The 21,071-nt window shown below is 66.5% G+C and carries 23 protein-coding genes and 1 tRNA gene; 12 read left to right on the top strand and 12 right to left on the bottom strand.

Going from position 1 to position 21,071, the window contains the following annotated elements; translation table 11 throughout:
• Nucleotides 1–130 precede the first annotated feature (130 nt).
• Nucleotides 131–204, bottom strand: a tRNA-Gly gene (locus tag N4264_RS06345).
• 122 nt (nt 205–326) lie between these two features.
• Here N4264_RS06345 and N4264_RS06340 point away from each other — a divergent pair.
• From N4264_RS06340 to N4264_RS06315, 6 genes are all read left to right on the top strand, one after another.
• Nucleotides 327–1,883 carry a tetratricopeptide repeat protein gene (locus N4264_RS06340; protein ID WP_261696224.1) on the top strand — a complete coding sequence of 519 codons (1,557 nt, stop codon included), beginning with the start codon at nt 327–329 and terminating at the stop codon, nt 1,881–1,883.
• Nucleotides 1,884–2,089: 206 nt separating this feature from the next.
• On the top strand, nt 2,090–4,531 hold the full coding sequence (locus tag N4264_RS06335) for a DUF6600 domain-containing protein (RefSeq protein WP_261696223.1): 2,442 nt from the start codon (nt 2,090–2,092) through the stop codon (nt 4,529–4,531).
• An 82-nt stretch (nt 4,532–4,613) separates the two neighbouring features.
• Nucleotides 4,614–4,814, top strand: a complete 201-nt coding sequence (thiS, locus tag N4264_RS06330) for a sulfur carrier protein ThiS (RefSeq protein ID WP_261696222.1) — start codon at nt 4,614–4,616, stop codon at nt 4,812–4,814.
• A gap of 101 nt (nt 4,815–4,915) precedes the next feature.
• A complete protein-coding gene (locus N4264_RS06325; RefSeq protein WP_261696221.1) occupies nt 4,916–5,707 on the top strand; it encodes a thiazole synthase in 792 nt (263 codons plus the stop codon).
• Nucleotides 5,704–6,420 (top strand): tRNA (guanosine(46)-N7)-methyltransferase TrmB, encoded by a 717-nt coding sequence (trmB, locus tag N4264_RS06320; RefSeq protein WP_261696220.1) that lies wholly within the window; start codon nt 5,704–5,706, stop codon nt 6,418–6,420. Before N4264_RS06325 ends, trmB begins: the two co-directional genes overlap by 4 nt.
• Nucleotides 6,421–6,458: 38 nt before the next feature.
• Entirely contained in the window at nt 6,459–8,309 is a 1,851-nt protein-coding gene (locus N4264_RS06315) for an SLC13 family permease (RefSeq protein ID WP_261696219.1), read from the top strand.
• Between the two features lie 15 nt (nt 8,310–8,324).
• On the opposite strand, the gene N4264_RS06310 is transcribed toward N4264_RS06315, so the two are convergent.
• Nucleotides 8,325–8,666, bottom strand: coding sequence for a Rieske (2Fe-2S) protein (locus N4264_RS06310; protein ID WP_261696218.1), 342 nt, complete (start codon nt 8,664–8,666; stop codon nt 8,325–8,327).
• A gap of 201 nt (nt 8,667–8,867) precedes the next feature.
• Between N4264_RS06310 and N4264_RS06305 the strand changes: the two genes are divergently transcribed.
• Complete coding sequence (locus N4264_RS06305) at nt 8,868–9,134, top strand: hypothetical protein (RefSeq protein ID WP_261696217.1); 267 nt, start codon at nt 8,868–8,870, stop codon at nt 9,132–9,134.
• A gap of 146 nt (nt 9,135–9,280) precedes the next feature.
• Complete coding sequence (locus N4264_RS06300) at nt 9,281–9,583, top strand: hypothetical protein (RefSeq protein ID WP_261696216.1); 303 nt, start codon at nt 9,281–9,283, stop codon at nt 9,581–9,583.
• 7 nt (nt 9,584–9,590) lie between these two features.
• Here the strand turns inward: N4264_RS06300 and rimI are convergent, their stop codons facing one another.
• The 9 genes from rimI to pssA form a co-directional block, all read right to left on the bottom strand.
• Nucleotides 9,591–10,070 (bottom strand): ribosomal protein S18-alanine N-acetyltransferase, encoded by a 480-nt coding sequence (rimI, locus tag N4264_RS06295; protein ID WP_261696215.1) that lies wholly within the window; start codon nt 10,068–10,070, stop codon nt 9,591–9,593.
• 2 nt (nt 10,071–10,072) lie between these two features.
• Complete coding sequence (locus N4264_RS06290; RefSeq protein ID WP_261696214.1) at nt 10,073–10,555, bottom strand: hypothetical protein; 483 nt, start codon at nt 10,553–10,555, stop codon at nt 10,073–10,075.
• Nucleotides 10,552–11,148 (bottom strand): ABC-type transport auxiliary lipoprotein family protein, encoded by a 597-nt coding sequence (locus N4264_RS06285; protein WP_261696213.1) that lies wholly within the window; start codon nt 11,146–11,148, stop codon nt 10,552–10,554. The genes N4264_RS06290 and N4264_RS06285 overlap by 4 nt, the downstream gene beginning before the upstream one ends.
• The gene (locus N4264_RS06280; RefSeq protein WP_261696212.1) at nt 11,145–12,068 is read right to left on the bottom strand and encodes an MlaD family protein; all 924 of its coding nucleotides are present in this window, start codon (nt 12,066–12,068) and stop codon (nt 11,145–11,147) included. Before N4264_RS06280 ends, N4264_RS06285 begins: the two co-directional genes overlap by 4 nt.
• 106 nt (nt 12,069–12,174) lie before the next feature.
• A complete protein-coding gene (locus tag N4264_RS06275; RefSeq protein ID WP_261696211.1) occupies nt 12,175–12,978 on the bottom strand; it encodes an ABC transporter ATP-binding protein in 804 nt (267 codons plus the stop codon).
• A complete protein-coding gene (locus N4264_RS06270) occupies nt 12,975–13,733 on the bottom strand; it encodes an MlaE family ABC transporter permease (protein WP_261696210.1) in 759 nt (252 codons plus the stop codon). The genes N4264_RS06275 and N4264_RS06270 overlap by 4 nt, the downstream gene beginning before the upstream one ends.
• Nucleotides 13,734–13,768: 35 nt before the next feature.
• Nucleotides 13,769–14,110: an STAS domain-containing protein gene (locus N4264_RS06265; RefSeq protein ID WP_261696209.1), complete on the bottom strand. Its 342-nt coding sequence runs from the start codon at nt 14,108–14,110 to the stop codon at nt 13,769–13,771.
• Nucleotides 14,107–15,801 carry an ATP-binding SpoIIE family protein phosphatase gene (locus N4264_RS06260; RefSeq protein ID WP_261696208.1) on the bottom strand — a complete coding sequence of 565 codons (1,695 nt, stop codon included), beginning with the start codon at nt 15,799–15,801 and terminating at the stop codon, nt 14,107–14,109. The genes N4264_RS06265 and N4264_RS06260 overlap by 4 nt, the downstream gene beginning before the upstream one ends.
• Nucleotides 15,798–16,598 carry a CDP-diacylglycerol--serine O-phosphatidyltransferase gene (gene pssA, locus N4264_RS06255; RefSeq protein ID WP_261696207.1) on the bottom strand — a complete coding sequence of 267 codons (801 nt, stop codon included), beginning with the start codon at nt 16,596–16,598 and terminating at the stop codon, nt 15,798–15,800. Before pssA ends, N4264_RS06260 begins: the two co-directional genes overlap by 4 nt.
• A gap of 140 nt (nt 16,599–16,738) precedes the next feature.
• Between pssA and N4264_RS06250 the strand changes: the two genes are divergently transcribed.
• From N4264_RS06250 to N4264_RS06240, 3 genes are all read left to right on the top strand, one after another.
• Complete coding sequence (locus tag N4264_RS06250) at nt 16,739–17,155, top strand: DUF4124 domain-containing protein (RefSeq protein ID WP_261696206.1); 417 nt, start codon at nt 16,739–16,741, stop codon at nt 17,153–17,155.
• Between the two features lie 12 nt (nt 17,156–17,167).
• Entirely contained in the window at nt 17,168–17,452 is a 285-nt protein-coding gene (locus N4264_RS06245; RefSeq protein WP_261696205.1) for a DUF4124 domain-containing protein, read from the top strand.
• A gap of 129 nt (nt 17,453–17,581) precedes the next feature.
• Complete coding sequence (locus tag N4264_RS06240) at nt 17,582–19,279, top strand: proline--tRNA ligase (protein WP_261696204.1); 1,698 nt, start codon at nt 17,582–17,584, stop codon at nt 19,277–19,279.
• A gap of 79 nt (nt 19,280–19,358) precedes the next feature.
• On the opposite strand, the gene N4264_RS06235 is transcribed toward N4264_RS06240, so the two are convergent.
• On the bottom strand, nt 19,359–20,222 hold the full coding sequence (locus tag N4264_RS06235; RefSeq protein ID WP_261696203.1) for a hypothetical protein: 864 nt from the start codon (nt 20,220–20,222) through the stop codon (nt 19,359–19,361).
• Nucleotides 20,223–20,687: 465 nt separating this feature from the next.
• On the opposite strand from N4264_RS06235, the gene N4264_RS06230 reads away from it, so the two are divergent.
• Nucleotides 20,688–20,999, top strand: a complete 312-nt coding sequence (locus N4264_RS06230) for an H-NS histone family protein (protein ID WP_261696202.1) — start codon at nt 20,688–20,690, stop codon at nt 20,997–20,999.
• Nucleotides 21,000–21,071 lie beyond the last annotated feature (72 nt).

Here is a 21,071-nt window from a genome sequence, read left to right as displayed (position 1 = left end):
CGGGCGCGATGCCTGGCCGGGCCATCAACTCCCGGAAATCGTCGTGAGAATTGCAAAGATGGGCGGCCGTCAGCCGCGACAGGGCAATCCGCGACGGAATCAGCGGCAACAGGATGCGCAACAGCGGAGATGGAGCGGGTGATGGGAATCGAACCCACGTCAGTAGCTTGGGAAGCTACAGCTCTACCATTGAGCTACACCCGCGGCAGGTCGGCGTATTTAGCCATAGTCGCGCGTGACCGACAATGTACCGCTGCGTACACCGGGTCCAGGCCGTATCCTGTGCGGCTACGGCGCTGCATAGTGCCCTACGAACAGGAACCGCAATGCCCGGAAGGACCAACTGGCGACAGCTCGCCCTGACCGCCGTCGTATTGGCGGGAGCGGTGGGCACCCTTGTCTATCGCCTCCTGCCCGAACCCGCGAACACCTTGACGCCAGAACGCCTGGACACTTTGGCGCAGGCGAACTTGCAGGAGGACGACCTGAAGCGCTGCCGGGAGACGCCGGACCCCGTCGATGCTGTCTGGCCCAAGGCCACCGTGGCGGACCTGTGCCGCTATTACATGGAGCCTGTTCTGACACGCGACGAGGCACGAGCGCTTCTGGACACCGGGCGCGCAGACCAGTTGGACGCCACGTTCGAAACCTACCTGACCGCACATTTCTCGGATACTGGCCGGCACGGCATTCTGCTGCGCGCCTACGCGGAAATCTTCTCGAAGCATGACGACGCCGTCGCCGATATCGTCCGACGCTGGCGCGACGCGCGTCCACAAAGCGCCTACGCGCTCACCGCTGAAGGCTACATGCTGGTGAGCCGCGCCGGTGCGGAGCGCGGCGAGGACACCATCGCCGCGACCTCGCCCGAGGCGATTGCAACCATGAGCGCGACATTGGCGGAAGCCAGGACGGTGCTGCACGCGGCGATCCACGGCAATCGCCGATTGCTGCCCGCGTATTCCGCGCTCATGAAAATGGCGCGCATGGGATCGGACGGCGCGCTGCTGGAGCAGATTGCGCGGCAGGCGCTGAGCATCGACCCCACTGATGCCAACATCTACAAGCGACTGATGATCGCCAGTGAACCGCGCTGGGGTGGATCCGAGGCGAAAATGCAGGCGGTCGCGGACGCCGCCATGGCACACGTCGAAAAGGTGCCGATGAACTCTCTCCTTTCGACGCACGCGCTGAACTACCAGGCATATATGCACTACGTCCAGGGCGACGCGAGAAAGGCCCTGGCCTTGTACGAGACAGCGCTCAGACGCCAGCCGGACCCCCTGGCACTGAAGTATGCCGCCGATGTCGCAATGGCCGTGGGCAAGTACGCCCAGGCGGTCGAATGGCAGACACAGGCCCTGCGCTTTTTCCCGGACGACACGGAAATACTGGGGCAGCGCGCTTCCGTATTGACGCACCTCAAGCGCCTGGACTGGGCGCTGCGCGACGCGACGCGGATGGCGGCGCTGATGCCGGGAAGTTCGAAACCGCTGCATCGCAAGGCCAACATCCTGAAAGAGAGCGGCGACTTCGCCGGCGCGGAGCAGGCATACCAGCAGGCGCTGGCCATCGACCCGGAGGCCGGGGAAATCTTGAACAACCTCGCTTATTTGTACCTGACCAGCACCGGGCACCGCGCCAAAGCGATCGCCGTGCACGACACCCTGGTCGCGAAATTCCCGGATCACGCCAGCACCTGGACCCTCCAGTTCGACATTTACGAACGGGAGGATCCTGCGCGGGCAGCCGATGGCCTCCGCCGGTTCCTGCAGCTCGTCGATCCGCGCGACGCCGTGATGGTGGACCAGGCCCGGCGCGCGCAATCCATGCTCAAGACACTGGAGGAACGCCAGGCACAGTCGGCGCCGAAACCCGGCTGACACACCTGGCCGGTGACCGGTCGTGTTCGCTTGGCGCCGACGCGACCGTTCACGGTGATAGCCCGCACGGCACCGGGACAGGCGGCGCCTGAACGTCGCCAGACACCCGTACGGCGGCAGGTCGGCATTCAGCCAGTCTGCTGTCTGATACGAGCTAGCTACGCCGGGGCGCTCGTGGCGTGGCGCGGAACCTCCAGGAGACTTCCATGTACATGCGTTCACGGTTTGCGGCGTTTCTGGGCATCGCGCTGCTGGCCTTTACGTGCGGCGTTGCCCAGGCCGAACGGGGCGACCCGCCAAGTCGCGTCGCCCGCCTCAGCTACACCCGGGGCGAGGTCAGTTTCTCGCCCGCCGGCGAGGATGAATGGGTCAACGCGACCCGCAATCGACCGCTGATCCGCGGCGACCGGCTCTGGACTGACCGCGGCGCCCGGGCCGAACTGCAGGCCGGCACGGCCACCTACCGGCTCGACGAGGGCACCAGCTTCCAGATCCTCAACCTGGACGACCGCAACGCCCAGGTCGAACTGGCGCAGGGCACCCTGAACCTGCGCGTGCGGCGCATTTACGATGCGCAGACGTTCGAGGTCGACACCCCGACGCTGGCCTTCGTGATCACCCGGCCGGGTGAATACCGCATCGACGTGGATTCGCGCGGGCGCCATACCACGGTTGCCGTGTGGGACGGCGGCGGTGAAGCCTATGGCGACGGCGCGCACTTCCGCGTGCGCGAAGGCGAGGCGATCCGCTTCTTCGACAGGCGCCTGAGCGACTACGAAGTCTTCGATATCCCGCGGCCGGACGAATTCGACCGCTTCTGCATGGATAGCGATGCGCGGATGGACCGTTCCGTGTCGCGCCGGTATGTGTCGGAAGACCTCATCGGCTATTCGGACCTGGACGAATACGGCAGCTGGACCGAAGTGCGAGAGTACGGCTCGGTGTGGTTCCCGTCCCGCGTCTCCGTCGGCTGGGCGCCTTACCGCGACGGCCATTGGATCTGGCAGGAACCGTGGGGCTGGACCTGGGTGGACGACGCCCCCTGGGGCTTCGCGCCCTTCCACTACGGCCGCTGGGTCCACGTGAGCAATCGCTGGGGCTGGATTCCGGGCCCGATCAGCGTGCGTCCGGTGTATGCCCCGGCCCTGGTCGCCTTTGTCGGCGGCCACAACTGGCACGTGGGCGTGAACATCGGCACCCGTCCGATCGGCTGGTTCCCGCTGGGCCATCGCGAGATCTACGTGCCCCCGTACCGGACGAGCCGCAACTATTTCACCAACGTCAACGTGACCAACACGGTCATCAACAACACGTACATCACCAATATCTACAACGACTATTCGAGCGGCCGGAACATCGCGGCGGTCAACTATCACAACCGCCAGATCGCCGGCGCCGTCACGGCAGTGCCGGGCGACGCCTTCGTCAACGCACGCTCTGTCCGCCAGTCGCTGATCACGCTCGACCGCGAAGCGGCGGCCCGCGCCGAAGTAACCCATGTCGCCGCGATCGCACCGTCCAGCCGCAGCGTTGTCGGTGTCGGTCGCGCCGCCACGGCGATGCCGGCACGCGAAGTCCTGCAGCGCGAGGTCGTGGCCCGCACGGCACCGCCGCCGCGGATGCCGTCCTTCAGCGAGCGCCAGCCAGTGCTGCAGCGTACTCCGGGCCGGGTGCCTCCGCCGGAAGCCATGGCGTCGGTACAACGGGGTGACACCGCTGTTTCCAGTGGTCCGCAGCGGGTCCGCGTGGTCGGGCCGAGCGCCGGTGGACGTGAGATGAGTACGCAGGACGGCCGCGGTCCGGACCGCATGCCGACGCGCGAACCGGAGCGCGACACCGCGGTCAGCTCGCGCAACCGCGGACCGACCGAGGGCGGCGACCGCGCGGTTCCCGAGCGCGGCGGACGCGGCGAGATCCAGCGCGGACCGGTCGAGCGCGACACCATGGACCGCGCCGACACGCGCCGGGTGGAACGCGATTCCGAACCCAGTGCCCGGTCGCCGGTTGGCCGCAACACGGACACGGCGCCCGAGCGCGATTTCACCCGACCGAGCAGCCGCTCCAGCGACACCATGGTGCGTGCGCCGCGTGATCGCGGCGGTGATGACATCAACAGCAATCGCGTGGAGCGCAGCGCGGCGCCCACTGCCGAGCCGCGCGTGATGCGCGAAACGCCTCGCCAGGTGGAACGCGGTGACCGTGCGGAACCCGAATATCGCGGGATGGAGCGCCCGTCGGAACCCACCAAGCCGCAGCCGGAATATTCGAGCCGGCGTCCGATGCCGCGTGAGGATGCGCGGCCGGTCGAGCGCGATGCCCGCCACGAGCAGCCCGAGCGCCGGATGCGCCAGGCTGAGCCGGCGCCGCAGGCCTACAGCCCGCCTCCGCCGCAAAGCTACGCGCCGCCGCCGCAGGAACGCGTCCGCCGTGCCGAGCCGGTGGAACGCGCGCAACCGCCGCAACAGTACGTGCCGCCGCCGCAGACCCGCGAGGTCTACATGCCACCTCCGCCGCAGCAGCGCGCGGCGCGGGAACCGGTCGAGCGCGCAGCACCGGTGCACGCACCGCCCAGCCGCGAGCCCAAGGGTGAAGGCGAGCGCCGCCGCACCCGCGAGGACGAAGGCGATCAGGGACGTCCCCACCGCTGAGTCAATCACCACACCCGGCCCGCAAGGCCGGGTGTGGTGCTTATGGGGTCGCAGCGCGGGCGGCTGCCCGTACAATAGGCGGATGCAGATACTCCTCAATGGCCATCCGCACCAATGCGCGGAGGACACCACGCTTGCCGAACTCCTCGACCAGGCCGGGTACGCGCAGCGACGTGTCGCCGTGGAACTCAACCGGGAAATCATCCCGCGCAGCCGGCACGCCCAGACTGCTCTGGCACCCAATGACCAGGTCGAGATCGTGCATGCCATCGGCGGCGGCTAGCCGCCGCACCGGCACGCGCCGCATCCAGCCGCATTCAGCGATGCCCGGCCGCCGGTCGGACGGGCTCTGCTACCATTCCCCGCTTTAGCACGGCGTTCGTCATGTCCCCATCGACCTCCGACTCATTCGTCATCGCCGGCAAGTCCTACCGGTCGCGCCTCCTGACCGGCACCGGCAAGTTCAAGGATCTGGAAGAAACGCGCCAGGCGACCGAAGCGGCCGGTGCCGAGATCGTGACGGTGGCCATCCGCCGGAGCAACATCGGCCAGGATCCGAACGAGCCGAACCTGCTCGACGTGCTGCCGCCTTCGCGTTACACGATCCTGCCCAACACGGCAGGCTGCTACACCGCCGAAGACGCCGTGCGCACCTGCCGCCTGGCCCGGGAACTGCTCGACGGACACAACCTGGTCAAGCTGGAAGTCCTGGGTGACCAGCGCACGCTGTTCCCGGACGTGGTGCAGACCTTGAGCGCGGCGGAAACCCTCGTTCGCGAGGGTTTCGAGGTGATGGTCTATACCTCCGACGACCCGATCCTGGCCAAGCGCCTGGAAGAAATCGGCTGTGTCGCGGTGATGCCGCTGGCGGCGCCGATCGGCTCCGGGCTCGGTATCCAGAACCGGTACAACCTGCTCGAAATTGTAGAGAATGCGAAAGTTCCCATCCTGGTGGACGCCGGTGTCGGCACCGCGTCCGATGCGGCCGTGGCGATGGAACTGGGTTGCGACGGCGTGCTCATGAACACGGCTATCGCCGGGGCGAAGAATCCGGTGCTGATGGCCAGCGCGATGCGCAAGGCGATCGAAGCGGGCCGCGAAGCCTTCCTGGCGGGCCGTATTCCGCGCAAGCGCTACGCCTCGGCGTCCAGTCCGATCGACGGCACCATCGCATGAAACCGGGTGACGGCGACCAAACCGGCGACGACGCCAGCCGTCCGCAGCGTCGGATCCGCAGCTTCGTCCTGCGCCAGGGTCGCATCACGCCGGCGCAGGAGCGCGCGTTCGCCGCGCACTGGCCGCGCTACGGACTCGACTTCACCGGCCAGCCGCGCGACCTGGCCGCCGTCTTCGGCAATCAGCGTCCCGTCGCGCTGGAAATCGGCTTTGGCAACGGCGAGCAGCTGGCCTTCGGGGCGGCCCACGAACCGGCGATGAACTTCATCGGCGTGGAAGTGCACCGTCCTGGCGTCGGTCGGGCGCTCAACGCGCTGGCCGCGCAGGATTCGAGCAACGCGCGGGTGTATCACCACGATGCCGTGGAGGTGCTCACCCAGGAACTGGCGCCGGCGAGCCTGGCCCAGGTACGCATTTATTTCCCCGACCCCTGGCACAAGAAGCGGCACAACAAGCGGCGCCTGGTACAGCCCGAACTCGTCGCCCTGCTGGCCACGCGCGTGGCGCGGGGCGGCTGCTTGCATCTGGCGACCGACTGGGCGGACTATGCCGAGCAGATGATGTCCGTGGTCCAGGCCGATACCGCATGGCGCAACCGGGCCGGGACGGATGCGTACTCGCCGCGACCGGACTGGCGCACGGAAACGCATTTCGAGAAGCGCGGCCTGCGTCTTGGCCACGGCGTGTGGGATCTGATATTCGATCGCGTGTAACCGCCACCGCAGCGCAGGCATAAATCTAAAAAACCACAATGGATGCCGGCCTCTCACTCACCACCGACATGATGCTCGTCTTCGGGCTGGTGATCTTCACCGTTTTCATGCTGGTACTGGAGTGGATCCGCGCGGACGTCGTCGCCCTGCTGGTCATCGTGGTGATCGGCATCACTGGCCTCATGCCCGTGGACCTGCTGTTCGACGGTTTCGCCGGCAATGCGGTGATCTCGCTGATCGCGGTCATGATCATGGGCGCCGGACTAGACCGCACCGGCGTGCTCAACAAGGCGGCCAGCCTGGTTCTGCGAGTGTCGCAGGGCGTGGAATCCCGCCTGTCGCTGGCGATCAACGTCATGGCGGGTGCGCTGACCGCCGTCATGCAGAGCCAGGCGCTCGCCGCCCTGCTGCTGCCAGTGGCCTCGCGCGTGTCGGCGCGCACGGGCGTGCCGCTCAAGCGCCTGCTGCTGCCGATGGGCTGCCTGATCCTCGCCGGCACCAACACGACGATGATCTCCAATTCGCCGCTGATCCTGCTCAATGACCTTATCGTCAGCGCGAATCGCAACCTGCCGCCGGGTGCGGAAACAATCGAGCCATTCAAGCTGTTTGCGATCGCGCCGATCGGCATTCCGTTGCTGATCGTCGGGCTCCTGTACTTCGCCTTCTTCACGCGGCGCCTGCTGCCCGACGAGGAAAGCAAGCAGAAGGTGACGCCCGGCCGCACGGAAACCTACTTCGCCGAGACCTACGGCATCGACGGCGACGTGATGGAGCTGACCGTCACCGCCGAAAGCCCGCTGGTCGGCATGAGCGTGGGTGAAGTCGAGCAGATGCGCGGCGCACCGTTGATCCTGGCGATGAAGAACGGCAATGAGTCGCGCCTGGCGCCGCCGGCCGACCAGATGATCTGGGTAGGCACGGTACTGGGCGTGCTGGGCCAGCGCGACCAGGTCAATGATTTCGCCCAGAATCAGCTGCTGCGTGTCCAGGCCCGTCTGCGCCAGTTTGGCGACATGTTCAATCCCGGTCGCGCCGGTATTTCCGAGGCGGTGATCCCGCCCACCTCGCGCTTCGTCAAGCAGACGCTGGGCGACCTGCGCATGCGCAAGCACCACGGTATCAGCGTACTGGCGATCTACCGCGGCGAGCAGGTGTTCCGCGAAGACGTGCGCAAGGTATCGCTGCGCGCCGGCGACACCCTGGTGCTGCACAGTTCATGGCGCGACCTGGCCCTCGCGGCGGAAGACCGCGACTTCGTCGTGGTGACCGACATTCCCAAGGAAGAAGCGCGACCGGCCAAGCTCTGGCACGCGCTGATCTTCTTTGGTCTGGCAATGATGCTGGGCCTGTTCACCGGCATGAAGCTGTCGGTGGCCATGCTCACCGGCGCGGTCGGCATGCTGCTGGCCGGCGTGCTGACCATGGACGAGGCCTACAGCTCGATCAACTGGAAGACCATCTTCACCCTCGCCTGCCTGATTCCGCTGGGCTGGGCGATGGATTCCACCGGCGCCGCGGCGTGGGTCGCCCAGGAAGTGCTGGTGTATCTGGGTGACTGGCCACAGTGGGCGCTGCAGGGCGTCATCGCGATTCTCTCGCTGTTCTTCGCCCAGGTGGTCTCCAACGTGGGCGCCACCGTGATGATGGTGCCGATGGCGATCAATATCGCGCTGGCCTCCAACGGCAGCCCGGCTGTCTACGCCTTGATCGTGGCGATTTCCACATCCAATACCTTCATCATCGCCAACGCCAATCCGGTACTGACCATCGTCGGCGGCCCGGGTGGCTACCGGCGCCGGGACTTTCTCAAGGTCGGCCTGCCGCTCACCCTGCTGCTGCTGATAACGCTGCTGATCAGCGTCAACGTGATGTACGGCCGGCCCTGAGCGGCGGCCGGCGGTCTATTCCAGCGCACCGCCAACCCCCACGTCGCCATCAGTCACGCGCAACTGCACGGGCGCCAGTCCGCTGCGGCAGGGACCACCGATACATGCGCCGGAAGCGACGTCAAAACTGGCGCCGTGCGCGGCGCAGACCAGCACGCCATCTTTCACCAGGAACTTGCCCGGCGACCAATCCAGTCGCCGGCCGGCGTGCGGGCATTCATTGTGATAGGCGAACACCCGTTCGCCCTGGCGCAACACAATCAGGCTGAAACCGCCGGTGCTGCTTTCGATCTCGGCGGAGATCGCCCCACCATCGGGAATGTCGTCGATCCGACAAAGGGAAGTCCGGTCGTTCATCCTGCCTCGGCCTCGGTGTTTGCTGGCCGCCAAGGTTACCTGCACGGGATGGCAAAAGCTGCCGAGCCGTAGACCCGTTGCGTGCTAAAAAAGCGCCGTGCAGGCGCTCGCGCTCTCCATGACGTTTCCGGCGAAAGCCCCATTGCCTATTGCGCCGTCGCCCCTACCTACCACAACAGTTCGCCAGCACCGTGCCCTTCCATGCCCAGTCGTTCCGCAACGCCATCGCGATGGCGCGACCGCGTCGGCGAAAGCCTCCTCTTGCTCGTCCTGTCGCCGCTGTGGGTGGCATACGCCCTGCTGATGTATGCCGGGGGCGCCGGCAAATCCCGAGGGCTCCAGTATGTCGCCCTTGCGATACTCCTGCTGGCCTCGGCCGGAGTACCCTTGCTCATCATCTACGGCGTGAAATGGCTGGGCTGCGTGGTGTTCAGCGCGCTGGGGCTTGGCCCGCCTGCCTGCCTCTGAGCGTCCGGGCAGTGGGGTACCTCGGACGCCTTGATCCCATGCCCTGACGAACTGCACTTGAGTGCGCCGCAGGAACCCTTAGATTAGAAGGTCGCACCGGCTGCATAGCCGATCGCGTGCATCGCCACCACAGGATTTCCGCGCCCATGTTCCAAGCCATCTTCCGCCTCCCGCGCACCCGCAACCCCCTTGCGCGGGCCGTGTTCGCCGTGCTGGGCGCGCTGGTCCTGGCGGGCGTCCTCGTCTTCGGCTTTTTTGCACTGGTGCTGCTGGTCTGTGTCGGCGCGGTGATCTGGCTGGCGCGTCACCTCGCTGGACCGCGCGCGCCGGCAGCGACCGCAACCGCCAGCGCAGGCACACCTCCGCCGTCGCGCCAGACGCCGGCGGGTGTGATCGAGGGGGAGTTCGTCGTGGTGGATGAGTCCGCCACCACGCGCCAGCAGCGCTGACCGGCGCCTATTCCTCCGGCGGCAGCAGCTCCAGAGCCATGACGATGGCGTCTTCGCGGCCGCGTGCCGTGGGGTAGTAGTTCGGGCGCCGGCCGATTTCGTTGAACCCGAGCTGGTCGTACAGCGCGATTGCCCGTGGATTCGAGGGGCGCACTTCCAGGAAAACGCGTTCGGCCCGGTGCCAACGGGCCAGATCGATCAGCCGGCGCATCAGCCGGCGACCGTGACCGCTGCCCTGTTCATCCGGGCGCACACAGACATTGAGGACATGTGCCTCGCCGGCGGCGACCGAAAGGATGCCGTAGCCCACGACCTCGTCGTTCCGCGCCAGTACCCAGCAGTTGTAGCCGGCCCGGAGGCAATCGCGGAAGATCCCTTCGGTCCAGGGAAACTCGTAAGCGCTGACCTCCACGGCAACGACACGCTCTACCTCGTCGGCACGCATCGGACGCATTTCGGGAAACGCCGGCTGGAGGATCGCAACCATGCTCAGCCCGCCGTGGCGAGTCGCCGTTTGAGTGGCCGCAGGGCACGCCACAGCAGCCGCTTGGCCATGGCGTTGCCGCGCAGGCCCGCCGGTGCGCTGGTCACCACGATCATCGCGCTCTGCTGGGCTGCCGTGGGCAAATCGGCGCCGACCACGCGGGCCAGGTGCTCACCCAGGACAAGATACGTGTCGGCGCCGACGTCCAGCCCCTCGATGCGCCCCTGCTGCGGGCGGCACCAGGTGATGCCGGACTCGGCCGCGCCCAGCGCCCGCAGGATGGCGTCCACAACCGGGCCGCGTGGCTCATCGCACACCACGACCAGCTGGCGCGCCGCTACTTCGGCCGCCACGTCCGGCGCCGTCTCGACGGATTCCGACCGGTCTGCGGACATCGCGCCACGACGCATCCGGTAGACCGTCACCCCCATTGCCGACAGCCGGCGCAGGCGCCCCGGCGTCATCGGCAGGCTGGCTGCCACACTCATTCCCGCAAAGCCCTCATTCCGGCCAGATCATTGATGAGATCGCTGAAGATCCGGTCCAGCGCCACGCCGAACGCCTTGACCGTGTCTTCCACGGCGTTGCCGTCCGCCGGGGCCCGCGCGGCGTAGACCTTCTCCGCCAGCACCTCGCCGCCCCGCTCGACCCGGATCTGCAGCGCCACGTCCGCGTGGAACGCCTCACCGTCCTGGACGCGATCATACCGCTGGATCACGCCGCTAAGCTCGACGGCATTGGCGCTGGCCGGCAGGCGGTCGGTCACGACCGGCGCCGCATCGCGCTGGCGCAGCACTTCGATCAGGCGCCGCTGGAGCATGCGCGAGGGCGGATCGCTCCAGTGCTGGTAGTGGTAGGAGCGCAGGGACCGCCCGCCCGAGTCGAGGGTGTAGATCAGGGCCTGTTCGGCGTACAGCCCATCCGCGCCGAAGACGGCGACATCGATCGGCACACTGACCGACAGTTTCCCGTCCGCCGCGATGCGGGGATCGGGCAGCCGGTAGTAGGTCATGTCCGGTACGACCGGCGCGGAACAGGCGGCCAGCACCAGGCTTGCCGCCGCGAGGAAAGTCCGCTTCATTCCTTTTCCTCCGTCGCATCCGCCTTGGGCGACAGCAGCAGGCGGTTCGGGCTCTTGCGGATCTCGCGACTGAACTGGTCCAGGTTGCGGCTGGAAGAATCCAGGTGATGCACGATCGCGTCGATCCGGCCCGACAGCGCCGCGAGGATCGCACGCAGGTCGGTCACCGCCGCCGTCACACCCGGGCGATTCTCCCGGGTGATTGCCGACAGGTCGGTCATGACCCGGTCCAGCGCGGCCTTGGTGGTATCCAGCTCACGGCTCACGGCACGCACTTCGGCCAGGATGTCGCCCACCGCTTCGCGGTTGGCCGGCTTGAGCAGGTCATTGACGGCGTCACTGGCGTGATTGAGCCGCACCAGCAGGGCCTGCGCCTGGGACACGAGCTCGGGCGTGCCCTTGTCGAGGGAATCGGTGATCGAATCCACGCGCCGCGACAAGGTCTGCACCAGGGGCGTGATCTGGCTGCGCGTCAGTGCGGTGATCTCGCCAGCCAGTTCGTTCATCGCGCCGAAGATGTCGGCGCTTTCTTCGCCCTTGATCTCGCCACCGACTGCAATGGCCTGTTTCTCGATGCCTTCGCGAATGGCAATGGAGACGTCGGCCAGCAGGCCGCTCGACTGCAGCCGGGCCACCGAATCGGCCGGAATCGGCCAGTCCTTGCGGACGTTGAGCGTCACCCGGTAGCGCGTGCCCTCGTCGGTCCTTCGGGGCTCCAGTGCGGTCACCTGGCCGATGCGGTATCCCTGGTAGAACACCGGCGCGCCATGGCGCAGGCCGGTGACGTTGCGATACACCGCGTAATAGTCGACTTCACCGCCGTGTCGGCCCGTGACCAGGTACAGGGCAAACAGGAGCAGGCCGAAGCCTGCCAGCACAACCACTCCGACCAGGGTGTAGTTCACATGGTCGCGCTTCACGGCAATCCTTTTCGCCCCAGGCGGCGAGTCATGCATTGTCGGCGGGCAAGGATACCGGGCCGGTGGAAAATTGCGCGTGGAAATACGCCGCGGGGGGCCAGGGTGCTCATCCGGCGTCCTCCTCGGTCAGGCGCCGCAGATAGGCGTCGACATCCACGGTCACCTCGCGCGGCCGGCGGTTGAGGAGGTCCTGGATGCGCGCGTTGTCGGCGTTGCGTACTTCGTCGACGGTACCGGTCATCAGCACGCACCCGCCATCCAGGACGGTGATCGAATCGGCGATCTTGAAGGCGCTCTCCAGTTCGTGCGTGACCACCACGATGGTCATGCGCAGCGCATCGCGCAGGCGCAGAATCAATTCGTCCAGCTCCGCGGAGACGACCGGATCCAGCCCCGCCGACGGCTCGTCGAAGAACAGCAGGCGCGGATCCATCACGATCGCCCGCGCCAGCGCCGCGCGCTTGATCATGCCGCCGGAAAGCTGGCTGGGCATGAGGTCCTGGAAACCGCCCAGGTTGACCACTTCCAGTTTCAACCGGCTCATGATGCGGATGGTGTTCTCGTCGAGCCGGGTGTGCTCCCGGAGCGGTAGCGCCACGTTCTCGCCGACGGTGAGCGAGGTCAGCAATGCACCGCCCTGGAACGAGACACCCAGCTCCTTGCGAACTTCCTGCAACTGACTCCGGCTGGCCCGGGCAATGTCGATGCCGAATACTTTCACGCAGCCGCGCGTGGGTCGGTGCAGTCCAAGCAGGTGGCGCAGCAGCGTACTCTTGCCCGAGCCCGACCCGCCCATGATGACGCGGATCTCGCCCGTTTCGACGCGAAAATCCACGTCGTGCAGGATGCGCCGGCGGCCGTACCAGACGTCCAGTCCCGTCACGTCAATGACCACCTCGGGCGTGTTCATGACGGGCGGTTAAGGAAGTACGAGAAGATCATGTCGGCGACGATGATGTAGCAGATCGAAATCACCACCGCGCGGGTGGTTGCCCGGCCGACCCCTTCCGCACCGCCGGTGACGTTGAACCCGGTGCTGCAGCCGATCAGCGTGATCAGCACGGCGAACACCGCGCTTTTCGACAGGCCCTGCCACAGGTCACCAGGGGATAGCAGCGACAGTGTCTGCTGGATATAGGCCAGCGGCGTCACGTCCAGCGCCGGCGCGCTGTAGAAGGCAGCCCCGAGGATGGCGATCGTGTCGGCGAAGATCGTCAGCACGGGCAGCATGATCAGCATCGCGATCAGCGCTGGCGCGACCAGGTAACGCACCGGTTCTATGCCAATCACCGTCAGGGCGTCGATCTCCTGCGAAACGCTCATCGAACCGATTCGCGCCGCCAGCGCCGAGCCCGAACGGCCGGCCACGAGAATCGCGGTGATCAGCGCGCCGAATTCCCGCGTGACGGACTTGGCCACGGCGAGCACCACCTGCGACTGCGCGCCGAATTCCTCCAGGGCGGCGATGAACTGGATGCCCAGCATCACGCCGATGGTCAGGGACAGCATGGCGACGATCGGCAGGGCGTCCACGCCAATGCGTCGCATCTCGGCCACCACGGCCGCCAGGCGCACCGGCTGGCCGAGCCGCCAGCCGGCTACGGTGTACCAGAGGCTTTCGGCCAGCAACATGCCGGCATAGCCCAGTCCCGCGATGGACTGCATCGTGGCCCGGCCGAGAGTGTGGATCGCCGCTACGATCACGCTGCGTCACCGCGGATGGCGGTGTCGATATCCGGAACGATGGGAAAGACCCGGTCCAGCCGGGCCAGCTCCAGTACCGCCATCACCGCCGGGCTGACCGCGGCCAGGGCAAAACGGCGGCCACTCTTGCGAGCGTTCTGGAACCCCTCCACCAGGGCGGCGATCCCCGAGGAATCGATATAGCTGACGGCGGAGAGCTCGACGCCCACGCCCTGGTGTTTCTCCAGCGCGTCGAGGATGGCCATGCGCACGCGCGGCGACCAGGACAGGTCCACTTCACCCGAAAGGCGCACGACCATGTAATCGCCATGCTGCTGCGTCACCACGTCGTTGTTCACTGGTCCTCCTCCTGCGGCAGCGGACACCGTTTCCACATACGCAATACATTGCCGATTCCACCCGGCCGCGGCTGCAGGCACCACCCATCCATCACGGTGTCGATGATGTTGAGCCCCAGTCCCCCGGGACGGCATTCGTCCAGGTCGCGCGGGCGGACGCAGTCCGGGTCGACCGGCGGCGCCGCATCACGCAATTCGAATTCGAGCATATCGCCGTCGCGTCGCACCGACACGGTGATGTCGCCGGTCCCGTCACGGTAGGCATGGCGGATGATATTGCAGCAGCCTTCATCGACCGCCAGCACCAGGCGGTCGCGCAGCTGCGGCGGCGTCCCGGCGCGGTCGAGCGCCAGGCGCAGGTTGGCGCGCACGCCGCGCAGGCGCTCCGGCTCTGCGGCGAAGGTCTGGCGCAGGTAGACCTCCGGCGGATGCACCCGCGGCTCTTCGAGCAACAGGATCGTCGTGTCGTCGACGAGCTTGAGGTAGCGCAGTTCCTGCACGATCGACCGCAGGCGCGACTCGGGCGGTGAGCCGGCGTAGCGTTCGATCAGGCTGCGTACGCCGGCATGTCCGAGGCGCGAGGCACCGCTGCGCACGTCGATCACACCATCGGAAAAGCAGTAGAGCGAGCCGTCGCCAAGCGCGACCGCCGCTTCGCCGAAAGAAATCCCTGGCACGATTCCCAGTGGCGGACCATCCGACGGCAATTCGCGGTAGGTGTTTCCCATGTGGAACAGCACCGGCGGAAATCCCGCGCCCGCCAGGCGCACCACGCGAGTGGACCGCTCGTAGTATCCCACCAGCGCGCAAACGAAGCGGCCGTCGTGGGTGGTCTGGCACAGCTCCTCATTGGCGCGCCGCAGCCATTCGGATGGCGCCAGGTCGTCCTTGCCGGCCCAGCGCAGCAGGCTGGCCGCCCGCGTCATCAGCAGGGCCGCGTCCAGGCCCTTGCCGGAGACATCGCCCACGACGAACCCGATACGCCCGTCGGGCATTTCGAAGTAATCGTAGAAATCGCCCGAGATCTCGTGCGCCGGCAGGTTGACCGCCAGCAGTGGAAAGCCGGCGCGGCGCCGGCGCGGCAGCAGCGCCTTCTGCAGCCGACGGGCGAGATCGAATTCGCGCTTGAGCCGCTGCTGTTCGAGTAGCTCACGCGCCATGCGGGCGTTGTTGATGGCCAGGGCGGCCGGCGCGGCCAGCAGGCGCAGGATGCCCGCGTCCACGGTATCGAACGGCTGCCCGCCACGTTTGTTGAACAGTTCGATCACACCGATCGGGCCGTTGGCGGTGGCAAGCGGCGCAGCCAGGAGCGAACGCGTGATGAATCCGGTTTCCGCGTCGACGCGGCGGTGCACGCGATCGTCGTTCTGGGCATCGGCCACGATCTGCACCGCGTTCTGGACCAGGGCGAGCCCGACGATCCCCTGTTCCGGCGACAACTTCAGCCCGGAGAGGTCGACGGGTCCAACGCACACCTTGCACTCAAGGACGTTCTCGACCGGATCAAAGAGGAACAGCGAGGCGGCCTCGGCCGCCATATAGTCCACGATGCGGTTGAGCGCCTCGGGCAGGGTGGTGCGCAAGTCCAGCGAAATGGCCAGGGTTTCCGACAGCTCCGCCAGCAGGGCGAACGCCTGGGCCCCCTCGCCTTCGGCGGCGCGCGCCAGGACGGTAGCCGCCGGCAGGCTCACAGGCGGTGGTGCTCCTCGCGTGGAACGGTGTCGCGCTGGCTCCGGCGCTGGTGCAGCCCCCACAGGGTCAGGATCAGGCCCGAGATCACGTACAGCAGGGCAATCGCGAACAGCACCATCGGTGTGTCGACATACAGCGCGACGAAGATCAGGACGACCAGCGGAATCCAGATGAAGGGCACCCGGTCAGACAGGGGCCAGGCCTTGAAGCTGTAGTACCGCACGCGGCTGACCATCAGCAGCCCGGCCAGGATGGCCAGCGTCGCCGACGCCCACTGCACGACCGGCTGGCTGCCGGAAAAGCCGTTGTCGGTCATCGTCCAGACGAAGGACATGCACAGCGCCGCCGCGGCGGGACTGGCCAGGCCCTGGAAATAGCGCTTGTCGATGACCCCGACCTGGGTATTGAAGCGCGCCAGCCGCAGCGCGGCGCAGGCGGCATAGATAAAGGACGCCGCAAACCCGACTTTCGCCGCCATCGGGCCATTGGCAGCCAGGGTCGACAACGACCACACGTAGAGGACCAGCGCCGGCGCGATACCGAAGCTGACCATGTCGGCCAGGGAATCGTACTGGACGCCGAATTCGCTCTGCGTATTGGTCAGCCGGGCGACCCGCCCGTCCAGCCCATCGAGAAGACCGGCAACGAAGACGGCGATCGAGGCATCTGCCGGCCGGCCGGCCATGGCAGCCGTGATGGCGTAGAAACCGGCAAACATCCCGCCGGTGGTCAACAAGTTGGGCAACAGGTAGATGCCCCGGTGCGGTTTGGTGCGCGGGGTGTCGCGGGAATCCATGCGTAGCCTGCCTGGGGGTTTACCGGAGTTTACTGCAATGGCTCACGGTACCGGATGGCCGCAGCTTGTATCGTAGTAGCAACAATGTTATCCAGTGATCGCTCGCCGCGCGCCGCTGTCGCGCGTCTTCGGAGACCCGCATGAAAATCCCTGCAATCGCCCTGGGCCTGCTTGCCTTGGGTGCCATGTCCGCCGCCCAGGCAGGCGATAAAGTCTACAAGTGGAAGGATGCCGCGGGCATCACGCATTTCACCGATACGCCGCCGCCCAAGGGTACCGAGTTCGACAATATCCGGATCGTCGGCCAGAGCACGCCGGTGGCCACCGACACTGCTTCCACGCCGGGAACACCGGCGACGCCGGAAAATGCCGCAGACGAAAAAACCCAGCGCTGCAAGCAGGCCCGCGACAAAGTGGCGCTGCTCAGCAGCCCGGTCGCCCTGACCATCCAGCGCGAAGGCAAGACCGTACCCCTGGAAGGTGCCGAGCGCGACACCCAGCTCAAGATCGCCACCGCGACCGCCGATACCTATTGCGCGGCCGCGGCCTCGAAGTAATTCCGTCGCGCCATGAACGGGCGCCCGTGGGCCTGGCTTCTGCTTGCCGCCATCGGCGCCGCCGCAGCGTGGTGGTACTTCTTCCCCGCCACGCTGCCCACCGCGATCCGGCACACCCTCCCGGCATCGCCGACCGTCCAGACGGCCCCGCCGCCGCTATACAAGTGGCGTGACGCCAACGGCCGCCTGAACGTCACTGACCAGCCGCCACCCGACCGGCCCTATGAGACGGTGCGCTACAACCCGGACACCAATGTCGTGCCCGGCTACAAGCGCCCGGAAGACAAAAAAGACTGAGCTCCGCGGCGCGGCGCTGCCCCGCCGCCATCAGCCGATCCGGCCGGGCCGGCGACCGGCGGAGGCGCCGGTGTGTCAACTTGTCCGGTCCTTCCCTAAAATCACGGACTTTTCCCTATCGACCTTCCCATGCGCCTGAGCCAGTTCCACCTCGCCACCGTCAAGGAAATTCCCGCCGACGCCGAAATCGTCAGCCACAAGCTGATGCTGCGCGCCGGCATGATCCGAAAGCTCGCCGCCGGAATCTATACCTGGGCGCCGCTGGGCCTGCGCGTGCTGCGCAAGGTGGAAGCCGTCGTGCGCGAGGAGATGAACCGCGCCGGTGCGATCGAAGTTCTCATGCCCTCGATCCAGCCGCGCGAGCTGTGGGAAGAAACCGGTCGCTGGGAAAAATTCGGCGGGCAGCTGCTGAAAATCAAGGACCGCAAGGAATCGGAGTTCTGCTTTGGTCCGACGCACGAGGAAGTGATCACCGACTTCGCCCGCGCGGAACTCAACAGCTACAAGCAGCTGCCGATCAACTTCTACCAGATCCAGACCAAGTTCCGCGACGAGATCCGCCCGCGCTTCGGCGTGATGCGTGCGCGCGAATTCCTCATGAAGGATGCGTATTCCTTCCACCTGGGCGAGGAGTGCCTGGGCAAGGAATATTGGAACATGTACAACGCCTATTCGCGCATCTTCACGCGACTGGGCCTGGGCTTCCGGGCGGTCGAAGCCGATACGGGCGCGATCGGCGGCAATGCCTCGCACGAATTCCACGTGCTTGCCGAGTCCGGCGAGGACGCAATCGCGTTCTCCACCGGATCCGAATACGCTGCCAACGTCGAGATGGCCGAAGCCGTGGCGCCGTCCGCGGAGCGGCCGGCCGCGACGGCCACCCTCGAACGCGTCGACACCCCGACCCAACGCACCATCGACGAAGTGTCCGCCTTCCTGGGTGTCGACGCCACCCACTGCATCAAGACCATCCTGGTGCGCGGCACCGACGGGCTCGTCGCCCTGTGCGTGCGCGGCGACCACGAGGTCAACGAAATCAAGGCCGGCAAGCTGCCCGAGCTGCCGGGCGACTCGCAGCTGGCCGACGAGGCGGAAATCGTGCGCGTGCTGGGTTGCCGCCCAGGCTTCATCGGTCCGGCGGGGCTGCCCGACAGCATTCCGGTCATCGTCGACCGCAGCGCGGCAGCCGTGGCCAACTTCGTCTGCGGCGGCAACCAGGACGGCACCCACTTCCGCGGCGCCAACTGGGAGCGCGACGCCCGCATCACGCGCGTGGCCGATATCCGCAAGGTCGTCGACGGCGATGCCTCGCCGGACGGCAAGGGTCAGATCCGCATCGGCCGCGGCATTGAAGTCGGCCACGTATTCCAGCTCGGCACCAAATACGCCGAGGCGCTGCAGGCCACGGTGCTCGACAACGACGGCAAGAAGAAAGTCATGCACATGGGCTGCTACGGCATCGGCGTGAGCCGTATCGTGGCCGCGGCCATCGAACAGAACTTCGACGCCAGCGGCATCTGCTGGCCCGAACCGATGGCGCCCTGGCGCGTGGCAATCTGCCTGATCAATCCGAAGAACGATGCGGCGGTCATCGATGCGGCCACCAGCCTGTACGACGAGTTGACCGCCCGGGGTATCGAAGTCGTGATGGACGACCGCGGGCTGCGTCCGGGTCCCATGTTCGCCGACATGGAACTGATCGGTATTCCGCACCGCGTCGTCGTCAGCGAGCGCGGCCTGGCCGCCGGCACCTTCGAGTATCGCGCCCGTCGCGACGCGGACAGCCGCCAGTTGTCGCGCGAGGAAGTGCTCGCCCTCTTCGCCTGATCCGGAAACGACAGCCCCCGCACGCGGCGGGGGCTGTCAGTATGGGCGTAGCCGCCGGCGGGCGACGGCCGCAGCGCGATTACTTGTCCTTCTTCACCAGCCCGCGCAGCTTGTTCAGCAGGCCGCCAACCTTCACCTGGTCAACCACCTTGGTGAGCTTGCCCGCCAGCCCCTGCTGCCGTTCCAGTTCCGCCAGCTCCTCGCGCTGGCGATCGGCCATCTGGGTTTCCCAGCGGCGCTTCATTTCTTCCTGCTGCACCTTGGTGCGCAGCTGCTTGCGGTAGTCATCGGGCAGCGCCTCGCGGAAGAGCCCGTTGGGCTCGCGCGCGACGTAACGGCCGATCTCGTCGTACATGCCTTCGGTGAACTGGTCCGGTCCAACGGTCTTGGTCTGCTGGCCGCCCAGCTGGTCGAAATTGGTGAAGGTCATGCGGACCACGCCACTGTCGGCGTCAGCCACGAAGTGCGCCGCCAGCACGACCTTGCCGCGCGCCCTCACGTTCGCCGCGAGCACCTCGCCCGAGGCGTCCTTCTTGGTGAAGGTGATGCCGCCGAGGTGGAAGCGCTGGAAGGCGCCCGCAATGGCCTTGACCTTGGTCGTGCCCAGCACATCGATCGACGGACATTCGTCCGAGACCACCGGGCAGGGAAAACTGAGCTTGATCTCCTTGGAGCTGGCCGTACTGGACAGCTTCAGGTCGTATTCGTGGTCCACTGACAGGACCACATCCCCGTAGCCGGCCACGGCATGCGAGAACGTCTTCTTCGGCTTGATGAACGCCAGGTTCTGCGTCAGCTTGGCCAGGTAGTCATAGAGCGCGGCCATGCCGGGCTCCAATTGCGTGCGATAGGCCGCCTCGCGCTCTTGTTTGGCGCGCTCAATGTCATCAGCGCCAGCCTTGCGCCGTCGAGCTTCCTGTTCGAGATCGTCAAGCAGTCCCACTGCTCACCCCTGAAACGTGATTACGCGGGCCGTAACGGACAGCCCCGCTTCCAACCGCTATGGAAGGCCTGAACAAGCGGCGGACTCCCGCCGACGGCCCGTGGTATCCCCCTTTGGGTGCCTGCGAAGCAGGCCCCGGCCCGGAACACCGGATCGCCCGGGCCGGCCTGGCAGGTACGGGCTTTGTTCTGACGCTCCCTGACCAGGCCACATAGTATCCCGTCTGCACGCCGCTGGCACGTACCGAAAGGGCGTCCCGGGCGCCGGCAACGTTTCCGGGCAGACGCGGCGCCTTGGCGCTCGCGGCGCAACCGTACGGAGTACACCTTTTGCACTTTGGGATGGATTTGTAACAAAATCCGCGCCGGGGCGTCCGAACGGATTATTGCAGGGGTCCGGGCCGAATATCAGGGAGTCGCGCATGTCGTCGCCCAGCGTTAGCCGCAACCAACGACAAGGATAATCATGGCCATTGATGTCGAAAGCCTCAACCCCAAACAGCTCGCGGACCTGATCGCCCGGGCCAACCAGCGCCAGAACGACCTGCAACGCGAAAAACTGCACGAAATACGCGAGAAAATCGTGCATCTGGTCAAGAAAGAGGGGTTCACGGTCGACGAACTGTTCGGCGCAGGACGCCGTCCGAAACGGACGGTCAAGCCGAAGTACCGCAACCCGGTATCCCCTTTCGAAACCTGGACCGGCCGCGGCAAGCGCCCCCGCTGGTTCAGCGCCGCGCTGCTGGCCGGCAAGAAAGAGAAAGACCTCCTGATTTGACCCCAGCCCCTAGTAACTACGAAAACGCCGGTATATCCGGCGTTTTCTTTTGGATTTTTCGACAACGGCAGC

It is taken from the genome of Tahibacter amnicola, from assembly GCF_025398735.1.
Classification (GTDB): Bacteria; Pseudomonadota; Gammaproteobacteria; order Xanthomonadales; family Rhodanobacteraceae; genus Tahibacter; species Tahibacter amnicola.
Note: the sequence above shows the minus strand (reverse complement) of the source record. Positions and strands in the feature narration are given on the sequence as shown.

Bases quoted from the DNA above. Each gene is read 5' to 3' on its own strand.
- N4264_RS06325 (WP_261696221.1), top strand. From the start codon at position 4,916: ATGTCCCCATCGACCTCCGACTCATTCGTCATCGCCGGCAAGTCCTAC.
- pssA (WP_261696207.1), bottom strand. From the start codon at position 16,598: ATGGATTCCCGCGACACCCCGCGCACCAAACCGCACCGGGGCATCTAC.
- N4264_RS06315 (WP_261696219.1), top strand. From the start codon at position 6,459: ATGGATGCCGGCCTCTCACTCACCACCGACATGATGCTCGTCTTCGGG.
- N4264_RS06300 (WP_261696216.1), top strand. From the start codon at position 9,281: ATGTTCCAAGCCATCTTCCGCCTCCCGCGCACCCGCAACCCCCTTGCG.
- thiS (WP_261696222.1), top strand. From the start codon at position 4,614: ATGCAGATACTCCTCAATGGCCATCCGCACCAATGCGCGGAGGACACC.
- rimI (WP_261696215.1), bottom strand. From the start codon at position 10,070: ATGGTTGCGATCCTCCAGCCGGCGTTTCCCGAAATGCGTCCGATGCGT.
- N4264_RS06275 (WP_261696211.1), bottom strand. From the start codon at position 12,978: ATGAACACGCCCGAGGTGGTCATTGACGTGACGGGACTGGACGTCTGG.
- N4264_RS06340 (WP_261696224.1), top strand. From the start codon at position 327: ATGCCCGGAAGGACCAACTGGCGACAGCTCGCCCTGACCGCCGTCGTA.
- N4264_RS06250 (WP_261696206.1), top strand. From the start codon at position 16,739: ATGAAAATCCCTGCAATCGCCCTGGGCCTGCTTGCCTTGGGTGCCATG.
- N4264_RS06335 (WP_261696223.1), top strand. From the start codon at position 2,090: ATGTACATGCGTTCACGGTTTGCGGCGTTTCTGGGCATCGCGCTGCTG.
- trmB (WP_261696220.1), top strand. From the start codon at position 5,704: ATGAAACCGGGTGACGGCGACCAAACCGGCGACGACGCCAGCCGTCCG.
- N4264_RS06245 (WP_261696205.1), top strand. From the start codon at position 17,168: ATGAACGGGCGCCCGTGGGCCTGGCTTCTGCTTGCCGCCATCGGCGCC.
- N4264_RS06305 (WP_261696217.1), top strand. From the start codon at position 8,868: ATGCCCAGTCGTTCCGCAACGCCATCGCGATGGCGCGACCGCGTCGGC.
- N4264_RS06270 (WP_261696210.1), bottom strand. From the start codon at position 13,733: ATGCAGTCCATCGCGGGACTGGGCTATGCCGGCATGTTGCTGGCCGAA.
- N4264_RS06310 (WP_261696218.1), bottom strand. From the start codon at position 8,666: ATGAACGACCGGACTTCCCTTTGTCGGATCGACGACATTCCCGATGGT.
- N4264_RS06230 (WP_261696202.1), top strand. From the start codon at position 20,688: ATGGCCATTGATGTCGAAAGCCTCAACCCCAAACAGCTCGCGGACCTG.
- N4264_RS06240 (WP_261696204.1), top strand. From the start codon at position 17,582: ATGCGCCTGAGCCAGTTCCACCTCGCCACCGTCAAGGAAATTCCCGCC.
- N4264_RS06290 (WP_261696214.1), bottom strand. From the start codon at position 10,555: ATGAGTGTGGCAGCCAGCCTGCCGATGACGCCGGGGCGCCTGCGCCGG.
- N4264_RS06285 (WP_261696213.1), bottom strand. From the start codon at position 11,148: ATGAAGCGGACTTTCCTCGCGGCGGCAAGCCTGGTGCTGGCCGCCTGT.